General features: G+C 61.6%; 13 protein-coding genes. 9 read left to right on the forward strand and 4 right to left on the reverse strand.

The features are described from left to right. Nucleotides 1-70: 70 nt before the first annotated feature. The 4 genes from ABLU95_RS09150 to ABLU95_RS09165 form a co-directional block, all read right to left on the reverse strand. Nucleotides 71-1060 carry a 2OG-Fe(II) oxygenase family protein gene (locus ABLU95_RS09150; protein ID WP_072413302.1) on the reverse strand — a complete coding sequence of 330 codons (990 nt, stop codon included), beginning with the start codon at nucleotides 1058-1060 and terminating at the stop codon, nucleotides 71-73. Between the two features lie 20 nt (nucleotides 1061-1080). Next, nucleotides 1081-2499, reverse strand: a complete 1419-nt coding sequence (locus ABLU95_RS09155) for an amidohydrolase family protein (RefSeq protein ID WP_087776880.1) — start codon at nucleotides 2497-2499, stop codon at nucleotides 1081-1083. Nucleotides 2500-2510: 11 nt separating this feature from the next. Next, on the reverse strand, nucleotides 2511-3500 hold the full coding sequence (locus ABLU95_RS09160; protein WP_048335915.1) for an ABC transporter substrate-binding protein: 990 nt from the start codon (nucleotides 3498-3500) through the stop codon (nucleotides 2511-2513). Between the two features lie 295 nt (nucleotides 3501-3795). Further along, a complete protein-coding gene (locus ABLU95_RS09165; protein ID WP_004202952.1) occupies nucleotides 3796-4695 on the reverse strand; it encodes a LysR family transcriptional regulator in 900 nt (299 codons plus the stop codon). Between the two features lie 205 nt (nucleotides 4696-4900). Between ABLU95_RS09165 and ABLU95_RS09170 the strand changes: the two genes are divergently transcribed. The 9 genes from ABLU95_RS09170 (at nucleotide 4901) to ABLU95_RS09210 (ending at nucleotide 13454) form a co-directional block, all read left to right on the forward strand. After that, the gene (locus ABLU95_RS09170) at nucleotides 4901-5869 is read left to right on the forward strand and encodes a PDR/VanB family oxidoreductase (protein ID WP_065812963.1); all 969 of its coding nucleotides are present in this window, start codon (nucleotides 4901-4903) and stop codon (nucleotides 5867-5869) included. An 11-nt stretch (nucleotides 5870-5880) separates the two neighbouring features. Continuing rightward, nucleotides 5881-7164, forward strand: coding sequence for a cytosine deaminase (locus ABLU95_RS09175; protein WP_102004547.1), 1284 nt, complete (start codon nucleotides 5881-5883; stop codon nucleotides 7162-7164). Next, nucleotides 7154-7633: a RidA family protein gene (locus tag ABLU95_RS09180; RefSeq protein WP_016161230.1), complete on the forward strand. Its 480-nt coding sequence runs from the start codon at nucleotides 7154-7156 to the stop codon at nucleotides 7631-7633. Before ABLU95_RS09175 ends, ABLU95_RS09180 begins: the two co-directional genes overlap by 11 nt. Further along, nucleotides 7630-8511, forward strand: coding sequence for a creatininase family protein (locus ABLU95_RS09185; protein WP_032453162.1), 882 nt, complete (start codon nucleotides 7630-7632; stop codon nucleotides 8509-8511). The genes ABLU95_RS09180 and ABLU95_RS09185 overlap by 4 nt, the downstream gene beginning before the upstream one ends. Continuing rightward, complete coding sequence (locus ABLU95_RS09190; RefSeq protein ID WP_048335919.1) at nucleotides 8511-9494, forward strand: ABC transporter substrate-binding protein; 984 nt, start codon at nucleotides 8511-8513, stop codon at nucleotides 9492-9494. The genes ABLU95_RS09185 and ABLU95_RS09190 overlap by 1 nt, the downstream gene beginning before the upstream one ends. Beyond that, entirely contained in the window at nucleotides 9491-10321 is an 831-nt protein-coding gene (locus ABLU95_RS09195; protein WP_065881457.1) for an ABC transporter ATP-binding protein, read from the forward strand. The genes ABLU95_RS09190 and ABLU95_RS09195 overlap by 4 nt, the downstream gene beginning before the upstream one ends. Nucleotide 10322: 1 nt before the next feature. After that, a complete protein-coding gene (locus ABLU95_RS09200) occupies nucleotides 10323-11138 on the forward strand; it encodes an ABC transporter permease (RefSeq protein WP_023289996.1) in 816 nt (271 codons plus the stop codon). A gap of 26 nt (nucleotides 11139-11164) precedes the next feature. After that, the gene (locus ABLU95_RS09205) at nucleotides 11165-12586 is read left to right on the forward strand and encodes an FAD-binding oxidoreductase (RefSeq protein ID WP_049014250.1); all 1422 of its coding nucleotides are present in this window, start codon (nucleotides 11165-11167) and stop codon (nucleotides 12584-12586) included. A gap of 391 nt (nucleotides 12587-12977) precedes the next feature. Next, a complete protein-coding gene (locus ABLU95_RS09210) occupies nucleotides 12978-13454 on the forward strand; it encodes a hypothetical protein (protein ID WP_348879286.1) in 477 nt (158 codons plus the stop codon).

Below are 13454 nucleotides of genomic sequence, written 5' to 3' on the forward strand. Positions count from 1 at the left end.
GCCCAGCGCCGGATATCCTGCCGCCGGGCCAGCGAAAGCCGGCGACAGGAAAACCACTCAAGAGTACATCCTACCCTTTGGCGAAATTGGCCTGGATCCGCTGCTGCAGATAATCCTCGGCGCTGATGGGCGGGTACTTCCTCTGCGGCCCAAGGATCTCGATATCTTTATTGGCCTGGCAGAAAAACGCCAGGCTGTAGCGCGGCCCCTGATATTCGTGGGGCTGCGGGTTTCTCACCCGGTGGAAGTTAGACGGCAGCTGGTCGTCGCTCCAGCGCATCAGCATATCGCCGATATTGCAGGTGATGACCTCTTCCCTTGGCTCAATGCTGGTCCACTGCTGGCTTTCGCGGTCCTTGCCAGGGCAGACCTGCAGGCCGCCCTGACCGGGGCGCTGGAACAGCAGCGTCAGGCAGTCAAAATCGGTATGCGCACCGGCCCGCCACATCCCCTGCTGCGACTGCTCGGTTGCATAGTAGTGCAGCATGCGCAAGGTGCTCTGATAGGTGTCACGCTGCGGATCGTGCGCGGTGGTAAAAAACGATTCCGGAAAACCGAGCTTTAAAGCAAAGCAGGAGAGGATCTTCATCCCCAGCTGCCAGCACTGCGATTCAAATCCGAGCATCGTCTGTCGGAAGCCTGGCAGCTCCCGATCGCTGGGCCAGCGCCCGTCCATCAGCGGACGGGTTATCTGATATGACTCTTTTTGATCCGGCGTGCGGGTCGATGGCCGGACCTGCGCCTTGCTCTCCCAGCCGGCGTTGCCGGCCAGCGGATACTGGCGCTTCACCTCGTCGGGCAGGTCGAAAAACGCCTCGGTCGTGCTGAACGCCTGGCGGATCGCCGCCAGCGGAATACCGTGGTGGCTGACCTGGAAGAAACCGATCTCCACCGCCGCCTCCCACAGTTGTTCGGCAATGTCATTTTTTCTTTCTGCAAAGTTAGACAGGTCGATACAGCGCACTTCGCGGGCGAAGGTCTCTTCGCCCTGGGCGCCCATCAGCGCCTCTTTTTCCAGTTCCTGTAAGGCATAGCGTTGATTTTGGGTGGTTGCGTTCATCGTCATTATCCTGTTATCAGTTAAACAGCGGCGCGCTGTTGGAGGGTACGGACTGCCGCCAGCGCGTCGTGGCGCATCGCGTCAAGGTCGAGACCGGGAATGGCGTCATCTTCCACGATGGGCCGGCCATTCAGCAGCAGCGCCTTCAGCGCGGCGCGGCCGCCGCAGGCCACCGGGCCAATCGCCATATCATGCAGGCCGAAGTAGCGCGGATCGTCCAGCCGGTAAATGGCGAGGTCCGCCTGCATCCCGACCTGCAGGGTGCCGCTCTGCGCTAAGCCAAGGATCTGCGCCCCGCCGGCGCTGCCCCAGCGCACCACATCCTCCACCGTGGCCGCATCGGCTCCGCCCTCGAAGGTGCCTCCGGCGTAGCGCGGCTGCGCCAGCATCCCTTTGCGCGCGCGCTGTAGCAGCCATGCGGCATGGGCTTCGCTTTGCATATCCGCCGCTTCATTGGAGGCAGCGCCGTCCACCCCCAGCGAGACCGGGACCCCGGCCTGCTCCAGCGCCAGCAGATCGGCGATGCCGCTGCCCAGCCGGCCATTGCTTTGCGGACAATGAGCAATGCCGGTACCGGTGCGGCCCAGCAGGGCAATCTCCTCCGGCAGAAGCTTCACCAGATGGGCAAACCACACGTCATTTCCCAGCCAGTCGTGCTCCGCGCAGAACTGCACCGGCGTCATGGCGAATTTCTGCCGCGCGGCGTCAAGATAATCGACGGTTTCCGATAAATGGCTGTGCAGCCGGATCCCCAGCTGGCGGGCCAGCTTCGCCATCTCCCGCAGCTGGGCGCCCGGCGCGGAGTGCAGGATGGTAGTGGGCGCCATCACCACCCGGCGCAGCGAGTCGGGCCGCGGGTCGTGATAGCGGCTGACCAGCCGTTCGATATCCGCCATATAGCCGTCGAAGGTTTCCGGACGCAGCGCCACCGGCAGATCCTGCTCCACCGCCCGGCCCTGGGTCGCCCCACCCCGGCACAGAACGATGCGCATCCCCAGCGCTTCCCCTTCGCTGAAGAGAATCTCCGACGTATCGAAAGGCATATCCGGCCAGTACAGGTAGTTGTGATCCGCCACGCTGGCGCAGCCCGAGCGCAGGAGCTCCACCAGACCAATGCGCACCGCCAGACGAAAGGTATGTTCATCGAAAGCCGCGCGAAAGCGGTACGGCGTGGCGCTCAGCCAGGCCGTCAGGCTCTGGTTCAGCCCCTGCGGCTCGCCCTTCAGCAGCGACTGAAAAAGATGATGGTGCGTATTCACCCATGCCGGATAGATCACGCAGTCGCGGGCGTCGATCAGTCGCTCTTCCGGCAGCGGCGTCAGGCTGCCGATGGCCGCAATCTTGCCGTCGCGGATGCGAATATCCGGCCCGGCCAGCCGCGCCGCCTCTCCGGACAGACCGCTGAGGATGGCATGGGCATTTTTAATGATGAATGACATGGCGTCGCTCCTCAGGGTTTAACCTGCATGGTCTGGACAAAGTCGGTGGTATAGGCCTGTTTCCAGTCGGTGGCCGCCGCCAGCAGACCGGCGCTGACCATAAAGTCGCGCGTCTTCTGCCAGCGGGCGTCGGTCATCGTCCCCCAGCCCTGGCTGGCGGCATCCCCGCCGTCGATCAGGTGATGCTCACGGATCTGGGTCACGCCCCAGGCGAGCAGATCGTCGGTCATTTTCGGGTTGTCCTGCTTAATCAGCGCATTTCCCGGCGCCGGATCCTTGAGATAGCTCACCCAACCCTCCATTGAGGCGCGGACAAACTTCGCCATCGCCGCTTTACGCTCAGCGATGGTGTCCGGGCGGGCGATGAGAATACCGCCATAGGGAGGGTAACCATGCTCAGAAAAGAGGAAGAAGTTCGCCTTCACCCCGGCCTTCTGCACCTGGAACACCTCGGAGCTGACATAGGCCTGCTGGGCGACAGCGTCGTCGACGACAAAGGGTTGAATATTGAAGGTATAGGGGCGAACCTGAGCGTCGCTCAGCTGGTATTGCGCCTTCAGCCACGGCCACCATGTCGCCTGACCGGAGCTGGAGACCAGAATGGTTTTGTCTTTCAGCCCCTGCAGGGAGCTTACATCGGCGTGGGTCAGCAGCCCCTGGGGATCGTACTGAAAGGGCGCGGCAATGGCTTTCGCCTGGAAGCCGCGCTGAATGCCTTCCAGCAGCTGCAGATCGTAACCGATGATCACATCGGCCCGCTTGGACAACAGCAACTGCATGCCGTTGACCTGCGGTCCGCCGGAGCGGATCTCGACGTCGAGACCATATTTTTTGTACAGCCCAGTAGCCTGAGCCTGATAATAACCCCCCTGCTCCGCCTGAGCGTACCAGGAGGTCAGCAGAACGATTTTTTCCTCGGCCTGAACGGCCAGCGAGACACCGCCGAGGGCCATCAGGCCCAGCCAGCGTAAACCCCGGGGAAGGCGTGCGCCTGTTTTCATTATCCCTCTCCTCTTTACGCCGGGAGGGGGAGCGAGCGAATGTGGCTCAGCCTCCCATCCCGGTCAACATTGAACCGCGACATGGTGACTGAGCAATGTCCCGTATGGATAACCCGTACTGACCGCTTCTACTCACACTCAGCTATACAAAAACAATGCCAGATTTGATGGCCCGCGAGCGGCCGCGAAAAATCGCCTGCGCCGCCGCCCTTGGGCATGCAACCTTTGATTCATGCACACAATAAATGCACCACTTTGGTGCGTTGATGAATGATTTTAGTGCCTGTCCGGTCTCTCACAGCTGGCTGAAGAGCATCTCCAGCTGGTTCAGCATCATCGAGGCGGCAAGGGAAAGCTGGCGGGCGGGCGAGACGCATAGCGCCAGGGTGAAAGGCTTAAGCTGCGGATCGGTTAGCGGCACAAACGCCAGCTGGCCGGACTCGATCTCATCGAGAATATCCAGCCGGCACAGGATGCCGATGCCCATCTGCTCTTTGATCAGGGTGCGGATCATGTGGATGTTATTCGATACCGCCACCTCCTTCACCTCGTTGCCGCTGATGTTCACCAGCGCCTCCACCGGTTCGCTGATCATCAACGGGGCGGATGGCAGGATAAACGGGTAGTCGATGCACTGGCTAAAGCGCACAGCGCTGCGGCTGGCCAGCGGATGGCCGGTCGGCACTACGATCCCCATATTCATTTCGGCAAACGCCCGCACCTGCAGTTCGCGGGAGGTCTGCGGATTGAGCATGATGCCGAAATCCGCCTCGCCGGAGATCAGCGCCTGCTGGATGTGGATATTGTTGATGGTGGTCAATGTAAAAGAGATGTTGGGATAATGTTTGTGCACCTCTTTAAGCATCGTCGAAAAGAAATGTCGGTTAATGGCATCGATAGTGGCGATGCGCACATGCCCCCGCCGCAGTCCGCGCAGGTCATCCAGCTGCTCGCAGACCCGGGTAAAGTCCTTTTTCCAGTTATTGGCCGCGTGCAGCAGCAGCTCCCCGGCGGCGGTCAGCCGCAGCCCGGTGGGATGGCGCTCGAAGAGCGGCATCGCCAGCTCCTGTTCCACGCGCAAAATCTGACGGTCAATAGAAGACGCAGACACATGCAGCGCCTCTGACGCTTTACGAAACGACCCCTGACGGGCCACTTCGGTGAAATAGAGCAGAAATCGGGAGAAGGCAAACATCGTTTGGGTGCTCTCTTTTTTGCAACGGGTTGTGCGAATCAAAGCTCTGGACGCAACAGTTTTATCACAATACCGTAGCATTCATAGCGGAGAAACGATCGTTTCATCCATTTTTGCACGCCGGACAGTCACCGCGAAGGAGCGGGTATCCCTTCGCTGCCCCTGGCCGCCCTGCAGACAGCGGATTGAGGGAGAGAAAACGGTAATGCACAGCCACGATCTTATTTCGGTCTCGGTGGGGGAAATACGCCCCAACGGCGAGGGAAATCTATCTTTAATATTGCAGGCGGCGGCCGGGGAAATATTACCGGCCTACTCCGCCGGGGCGCATATCGATATTATTATTCCCGGCGTTGGCCCGCGGCAATATTCCCTGTGCGGCATGCCTGACCGCGGTAATCATTATGAAGTTTGCGTCCGGCTGACGGACGCGTCCACCGGCGGCTCACGCTATTTGCACCAGCAGCTCAAACACGGCGATCGGCTCTCCATATCGTCGCCGCGTAACCATTTTCCCCTGCCGGAGGCCGGGCGCTACCTGCTGTTTGCCGGCGGCATCGGCATCACGCCTTTGCTGGCGATGGCCGAAGCGATTGCCGCCAGAAAAGGGGCGCTGGAGCTGCATTATTATGTCGCCAGCTCGCGCCAGACGGCCTTCACATCGCGCCTGGCCCAGCTGGCCGCGAGCGGCACGGTGGCGATCCACTGCAGCGAGGAAGGCGCGTCGTTTCGCCAGCGGATCCCCGAATGCTTAACCACGCCCCACCCTGATACCGCAGTGGTGGCCTGCGGCCCGGAGGGCTTTATTCAGCGACTGCGGTCAGTCATGGAGGAATATCGCTGGTCGCCGTCGCAATTCGTATTCGAGCGCTTTACTCCCGCGGCGGAAAATAATATCGCGGCGAACAACGCATTTTATATTGAGCTGGCCTCCAGCGGGCAGCGTCTGCAGGTCGCCGCGGATCAAACCATTGCTCAGGTATTACAGCACGCCGGGGTGGAGGTGATGCTCTCCTGCGAACAGGGAATGTGCGGATCGTGTATTACCGGGGTTCTCGACGGGCTCCCCGAGCACCGGGACAGCGTGCTGACGGCGGAGGAGAAAGCCGGCAACGACCAGATCACACTCTGCTGTTCGCGGGCGAAATCGCCGGGTCTGGTTTTGGATCTGTGAGGAGACTGACGATGACGTTCCCCTCCTCTTGCGCGCCGCTCGCCGGCATCAGCCGCGCCCGACTTCCGGCCTGGGCGCTGCCCGACGGCTGGCCGACGCAGGCCAACGATGAACCGCGGCTGGCGGACCTGGCCTTTCGCGATGGACGGATCGCCGCCGTGACGCCGTCCGTCGAGCCGGCTCCCGGCCTGTGGGACCTGGCGGGGGCCCTGACGCTCCCCGGCCTGGTGGAACCCCATGCCCATCTGGACAAAACCTTTACCATTGAACGCTGCCGTCCAGCGCAGGCCGGGCTGCTGGCGGCGATCCACGCCATGCACGAGGATCGCCGACACTGGACCAGGGCGGATATTCAACGTCGGGCGTCCGCCGCGCTGGCCCGGGCGGCCGCAAATGGCGTGACCCATTTACGCAGCCATATCGACTGGTTTACCGCCGACGCGCCGGACGCCTGGCAGGAGATCGCCCGTCTCGATACCGGCGGCATCACCCTGGAACGGGTGGCGCTGGTCCCGCTGCCCCTGTTTCGCGATCCGGCGGACGCCGAGGCCATTGCCCGGACGGTCGCCAACAGCGGGGAGCGCTGCCTGCTGGGGGGCTTCATTCACTCCTCCAACTGGGACGCCGCCGCCATGGCAAACCTGCTGCGCAGCGCGGCCCGCTGGGAACTGGATCTGGATTTGCATATCGATGAGGAGCTCAGCAAGGTGTCTCAGGGGCTGACCTGGCTGGCGGATCATCTCTCCCGCCACCCATTCCCCGGGCATATCTGCTGCAGCCACGGCTGCGCGCTGGCCGCCGGCAGCGACGCGCAGGCGGCGCTGATCCTGCGCCAGCTGGCGGCGCACGGCGTCACCCTTATCGCCCTGCCGATGACCAACCTGCTGCTGCAGGATGCGACGTTCGGCCGCACGCCGCGCCAGCGGGGGATCACCCTGCTGCACGAGGCGCAGGCCGTCGGCGTGGCCACCCTGCTTGGGTGCGACAACGTACAGGACGCCTTTTGTCCGGCGGGAAGCTACGACCCGCTGGACACCCTGGCCTGCGGCCTGTTCAGCGCCCAGCTCAGCGACCCGTTCGACCGGCAGTCTCGGCTGATCTGCGATCGCGCGGCGCTAACCGGTTCGCCGGCAGACGCGGCCCCTTTTGCCGTCGGGGCGGCGGCCAGCGTGGTGATTTTCCCGGGTAGCGACCGTTTTACCTGGCCTTTAAACAGCGCCGCCCGTCTGGTGGTTAACCATGGCAGGTTAACCCACCGGCGAGTGTGGCAGGAGGAGATGGCACATGAGTCTTGAAGCAGGCGCGGGGGCGCCGCTGGCGCGGTATGCCGCCTGGCGCAGAGCCGGCGATTTTATTTTTCTCTCCGGCATTATTCCGGTCAATCCCCTGACCGGCACCATCGTCAACGGCTTTCAGGATGTGCCTGAGCCGGTGCGGGAGCTGCTGGGGGCGACCGGGGAATTTTCAACCGATGCGAAGCAGGGGCCGATCCTCGCCCAGAGCTGGTACGTACTGGAAAGCATCCGCCGCACCGTGGCGTCCGCGGGGGGGCAGATGAGCGACGTTATCAAGCTGGTGCAGTACTTTCGCAACCTTGACCATTTTCCCTATTACAGCCGGGTCAGGAAGCTGTTTTATCCCGACCAGCCGCCCGTATCCACCGTGGTGCAGGTCAGCGAAATGCTGCCCGACGCCACGGTATTGATTGAAGTCGAAGCAACCGTCTGGTTACCCCAGCCAATTCACTCCGAGGCACCGCGATGATTAACGGTTACATTCCTGCAGCGCGCTTTCTCCCTTTTCTGAGCTGGACGGACGTGGCCGCCCTGCCGGATAAAAGCAATACGGTTATCGTCCTCCCCACCGGGGCGATTGAACAGCACGGCCCCCATCTGCCCTGCTCGGTGGACAGCGTGATCTCCTCCGGCGTGGCGGGCCATGCCCTCGCCCGGCTGCCGGCGGCGATCCCGGCCTACGCCATCCCGCCGATCGTCTACGGTAAGTCAGAAGAGCATCTGCATTTTCCCGGCACCCTGACCCTCAGCGGCGACACCCTGCTGCATACCCTGCTGGAGATCGCCGAATCCCTCTATCGGGCCGGTTTTCGCAAGCTGCTGATGATCAACGGCCACGGCGGCCAGCCGCAGATCCTGCAGATCGCCTGCCGGGAAATGCGCCTGCGCCACGGGGATTTCATCGCCATCCCGCACGACGTGTTCAACGTGCCCAACTGCGAAAAACAGTTCCTCAGCCCGCATGAACAGCGGATGGCAATGCACGCCGGGCATAGCGAAACGGCGCTGATGCTGGCGCTGGCGCCGGAGTGCGTTCATATGGAGCGAGCGGTCGCCAACTTCCCGCCGGAATTCCCCTGCCCGACCCTGTCGAAAGGCCGTCCTGCGGCGGCGTGGGCGTCCTATGACTTTGGCCCCAGCGGGGTGATTGGCGACCCAACCCCGGCGACGCGGGAGCAAGGCGAAGGGCTTCTCGACTCCCTCGCCGCCAGCTGGGCGCAGGCAATCATCGAGATCCACCGCATGGCCTGGGTCGAACGTCGCGAACCGACCTGGGGCAAACAGCACTGGCACGGCTTTGTGCAGTCCCTACCACCCTCTTTCGCTGCTGAATCCAAGGAGCCCTGATGAATACCAGATCAACGCCAGTTTTTACCCTGCTGACCGTGGCCGCCCTCGCGGCCTCAGCCTCCTGCGTCGCGGCGGAGAAGTTCACGTTTCTCACCAACTGGTATGCTCAGGCGGAGCATGGCGGTTTTTACCAGGCCCAGGCCACCGGGCTGTATAAGCACGCCGGACTTGATGTCGAAATTAAAATGGGCGGCCCGCAGATCAACGTCATGCAGCTGATGGCGGCCGGCCAGGCGGACTGCACCCTTGGCGACAACGGCCAGGCGCTGGAGACCTGGCAGGCCGGGGTGCATGCGGTAACCGTCGCCACCGTGTTCCAGCACTCGCCGACGGTGTTTATCACTCATGACAAAGTGAGCAACCCGGCGGAGCTTAAAGACAAAACCTTCCTGCTCGCCACCGAGGCCTATACCTCCTTCTGGCCGTGGGCGAAGAGCGAGCTGGGTCTGGCTGGCAGCAAAGTGCGCCCCTATACCTTTAACGTCCAGCCGTTCCTCGCCGATAAAAATCTGGTGCAGCAGGGCTACGTGACCTCCGAGCCGTTCTCCGTCGCCAAAGGCGGGCAGCCGTTCTATGTCTATCCGCTCAGCGACTGGGGCTACCCGCCCTACGGCAACTCGATTATCTGTATGGCGGACACCATCCGCAAACGTCCGGCGGCGGTGGCGGCCTTCGTCAAAGCCTCCATGGAAGGGTGGAAAAGCTACCTGCAGGATCCTGGTCCCGGCAACAACCTGATCGGCAAAGCGAACCCGCAAATGAGCGCCGAGCAGATCGCCTTTGGCATTGCCCAGATGAAGCAGTACCAGCTGGTGACCGGCGGCGACGCCATGACCGGCGGCATCGGCATCATCACCGAGCCGCGGTTGAAGAAAACCTGGGACATGCTGGTGAAAAACAAACTGATCGACGCCAGCAAGGTGCCGTTTGAGCAGACTTACACCCTGGAGATGGTCAAAGACGCCGGAGTGATGCCATGAATACCGCCCCGAAACTGACCGTGATGAGCGACACCCGCTTTATGCCAGCCTCCGCCACGCCGGCCATCGAGGTGCTGTCGGCGGAGAAGATCTACAGCAACGGCACCCGGGCGCTGCTGCCCGTTAACCTGACCATCAACCAGGGGGAGTTCATTACCCTGCTCGGCCCGTCCGGCTGCGGTAAGAGTACGCTGCTGAAGATGGTCGCCGGCCTGGTGGAGCCCAGCGACGGCAAGCTGATGCTGTGGCGGCGCGACAGCCGGGAAAAAGCGCAGCATCCGCTCTCGTTCGTCTTTCAGGAGGCCACCCTGATGCCCTGGAGCAGCGTGCGCAATAACGTCAGGCTGCCGCTGGATCTGGCCGGCGTGCCGCGGGCGGAGGGGAATACCCGGGTGAGTGAAGTCCTTGAGCTGGTGGGGCTGGGCAAGTTCGCCGACGTCCTGCCGCGCGAACTCTCCGGCGGCATGCAAATGCGCGTCTCCATCGCCCGCGGCCTGGTCACCCGGCCAAAGCTGCTGCTGATGGATGAGCCCTTCGGCGCGCTGGATGAAATTACGCGGAACAAGCTCGACAGCGATCTGCTGCGCCTGTGGCAGGAGCAGAATCTGACGGTGGTCTTCGTCACCCACTCGATCCACGAAGCGGTGTTTCTCTCGCAGCGGGTGATCATGATGGCGGCCCGTCCCGGACGGGTGGTGGAAGATATCGCCATCCGGGAGCCGTTCCCGCGCAGCGAGGCGTTCCGCGTCAGTCCGGCATTTTCCCTGTATGCCCGTCAGCTGCAGGACAGTCTGTTGCAGGCCAGCCAGTCCGGTATGGAGCCATAATATGAAGACCACAACCTCAACGCCGTGGATCCAGCATCCGCGTTTTCTCAAAATTCTCTATCCGACCCTCGTCGCGGTGGCGGTGGTGCTCCTCTGGCAGGGCGCGGTAAGCTATTTCCGCATCCCGGCCTTTCTGGTGCCGTCGCCGCTGGTGATGCTGGACAGCCTGTGGACGCATCTCACGCCGCTGCTGCTGGCGCTGCTGTTCACTCTCAAGATCACCCTGATCTCGTTTCTGCTGTCGATTGTCATCGGCGCCGCCGTGGCGTTTATCCTGGTGCAGAACCGCTTTGTGGAGACCGCCCTGTTTCCCTACATCGTGTTTTTGCAGGTGACGCCGATCGTCGCCATCGCCCCGCTGATCATCATCTGGGTAAAGGACGCCACCCTCTCGCTGGTGGTGTGCGCCACCCTGATGGCGGTCTTCCCCATCATCTCCAATACCACCCAGGGACTGCGCAGCGTCTCCCCCGGCCTGCTGAGCTATTTCCGCCTCAATCACGCCAGCCGCTGGCAGACCCTGGTGCGGCTGCGTATCCCCTCGGCGCTGCCCTATTTCTTCGGCGCGCTGCGTATTTCCAGCGGGCTGTCGCTGATTGGCGCGGTGGTGGCGGAGTTTGTCGCCGGCACTGGCGGGACCAATACCGGGCTGGCCTATCAGATCCTGCAGGCCGGCTACCAGCTGGATATCCCGCTGATGTTTGCCGCGCTGCTGCTGATCTCTCTCGCCGGGATCGCGCTGTTCGGCGTGATGTCCTGGGTCTCGCGCCGGGCGCTCAGCGCCTGGCATGAAAGCGAAGCCGTGCAATCTCATTAATGTTTTGCTGACGAACAGGAAAAAGAATGATGACTGATGAACAGCGGCAACAAGCGGTCGCGGCGATCCAGCAGGCACTCCCGGCGCTGGAGTGGACCCTGCAGCCGGCGAAACTCAAACGGCTTTCCCGCGATTTTCACTGGTTCAGTCCGGTACTCGCCGAGCAGCTGGCGGGAAAACAGGCGGACGCGGTGGTTCGCCCGCGCGATGAAGAGGAGCTGCGCCAGCTGGTCGCCGCCTGCGCGCAGCATCAGCTGCCGCTGACCTTGCGCGGCAGCGCCACCGGCAACTACGGACAGCTGGTCCCTCTCGAAGGAGGGATGCTGGTGGATATGACCGGGCTCAACCAGATCGTCGCCCTCGGCAACGGCACGGTGAGGGCCCAAGCCGGTATTCGCCTGGCGGACATCGAAACCGCCGCCCGCCCGACGGGCTGGGAGCTGCGCTGTATGCCGTCGACCTATCGACTGGCGAGCCTGGGCGGCCTCTACGGCGGCGGGTTCGGCGGCATCGGCTCCATCAACTATGGGCCGCTGGCGGCGCCCGGCAATGTGCTCAGCGTCAAAGTGATGACCGTCGAGCCGGTCCCTCGCGTACTGACCGTCCCGGCTCCCGAAGCGCTGCTGCTGCATCATGCCTACGGCACCAACGGCATCATTCTCGAGGTTGAGCTGGCGCTGGCTCCCGTGCACCAGTGGATAGAACGCCTGGACGTGTTTGACGATTTCGCCGATGCCCTGAACTATGCCAACGCCTGCGTCCGCTCGCCGGGGCTGGTGAAGCGCCAGGTCGCGCTGCTGGCCACCCCGATCGCTGACTATTTTAGCCACCTCAACGATCGTTACCGCGCCGGGCAGCATGCGGTTATCAGCCTGATCGCCGAAGAGAGCGAAGGCGTGTGCGCCAGCCTGTTACAGCGCCATCGCGGGGCCAACGCCATCCGCCAGGCCAGCGATGAGGCCCGGGCGCACAATGGCTCGTTAATGGAATACTGCTGGAACCACACCACCCTGCATGCGCTCAAGGTGGACAATACGCTGACCTATCTGCAGACCGCGTTTGATCCGCAGCGCTATCCGCAGCAAATTTTACAGATGGAACAGCATTTCGCCGGGGAGGTGATGTCCCATATTGAATTTCTGCGCGATATCGAAGGCAACCTCACCGCCAGCGGTCTGCAGCTGGTGCGCTATACCACGCCCGAACGTCTCAACGCGATCATGCAGATATTTCGCGATAACGACGTCAAAATTAATAACCCCCACGTGCTGCAGGTTGAGGACGGCAAACAAGGGGTGATTCGCCCTGACGTGGTGGCGGTGAAACAATCTCTCGACCCCGCGGGATTGCTTAACCCCGGCAAGCTGCGCGGCTGGGCGCTGCGCGACCAGCTGGAACTGGACAGCAACCCGCTGGCGCGGGCCACCCGCGAAACTCCCGCGACCTGATCGCCCCGCTCCGCTCCGCGTGCGGGCTAACGCGGAGCGGGCCCGTCTCTCTTCCCCCTGCCCGCACGGCGAGTTTTTTTACGCCACTCATTCATATGAATGAGTGGCGTCTCTGTTTCCTCCGTTATACTCATCAAAAAAGCGACGATAAATTTATTATCGCGGGTTAAATTCACGGTTCAATATTGCTCTCGAGTTAAATTGTCATTTCTGGCAGGTACTGGCAAATAGTTTATTATTCGCGATCATTAAATTATCACTTGCCCCTTGCCTACCTGAACAATAAAAAATGACCGTGAAACTTACCCGCCAGGAATTATTCCTGTGCAGTAAACACTTGTTAAAAACGTTGTCATTTATTTTTATTCAACACAGAAATAGTGAGGGTGATATGAGCGATGCCATTTCTTCGCAACTTGAAAACATCATTACGATGCTGATCGCCATTAGTATCGCCTCGGAAAGAGTGGTAGAGATTATTAAAGGGTATTTTCCCTGGCTTAATCTGGAAAAGCAGGATCCAGTCATAGAAGGAAAACGCAAATCTGCCCTGCAGCTATTAGCGGTGGGGGCCGGAATTGTGACGGGGTTTTTGACGCAACCCTTCGTCGCCGGCAGTTTTTCGGCCTTTAAACACCCGGATCTGATGACATTATGTATTGGCTTGATGGCGAGCGGCGGGTCTGCGTTCTGGAACGCTATCCTTAATTATCTTTTGCAAGTGAAGAACCTGAAGAAGCAACAAGTCAACAGCGTGAAAGCGGATACAGTAGTCGATCCTCTCCCCCCATCTCCGGTTTATCAGGACATGGTTCCTGGCGCAGAACCGGTCAGCTCAAACCCCTGTTTCAATCCGGAGGGTAAATAA

This window comes from Klebsiella sp. GG_Kp146, from assembly GCF_040061975.1.
Taxonomy (GTDB): Bacteria; Pseudomonadota; Gammaproteobacteria; order Enterobacterales; family Enterobacteriaceae; genus Klebsiella; species Klebsiella quasipneumoniae.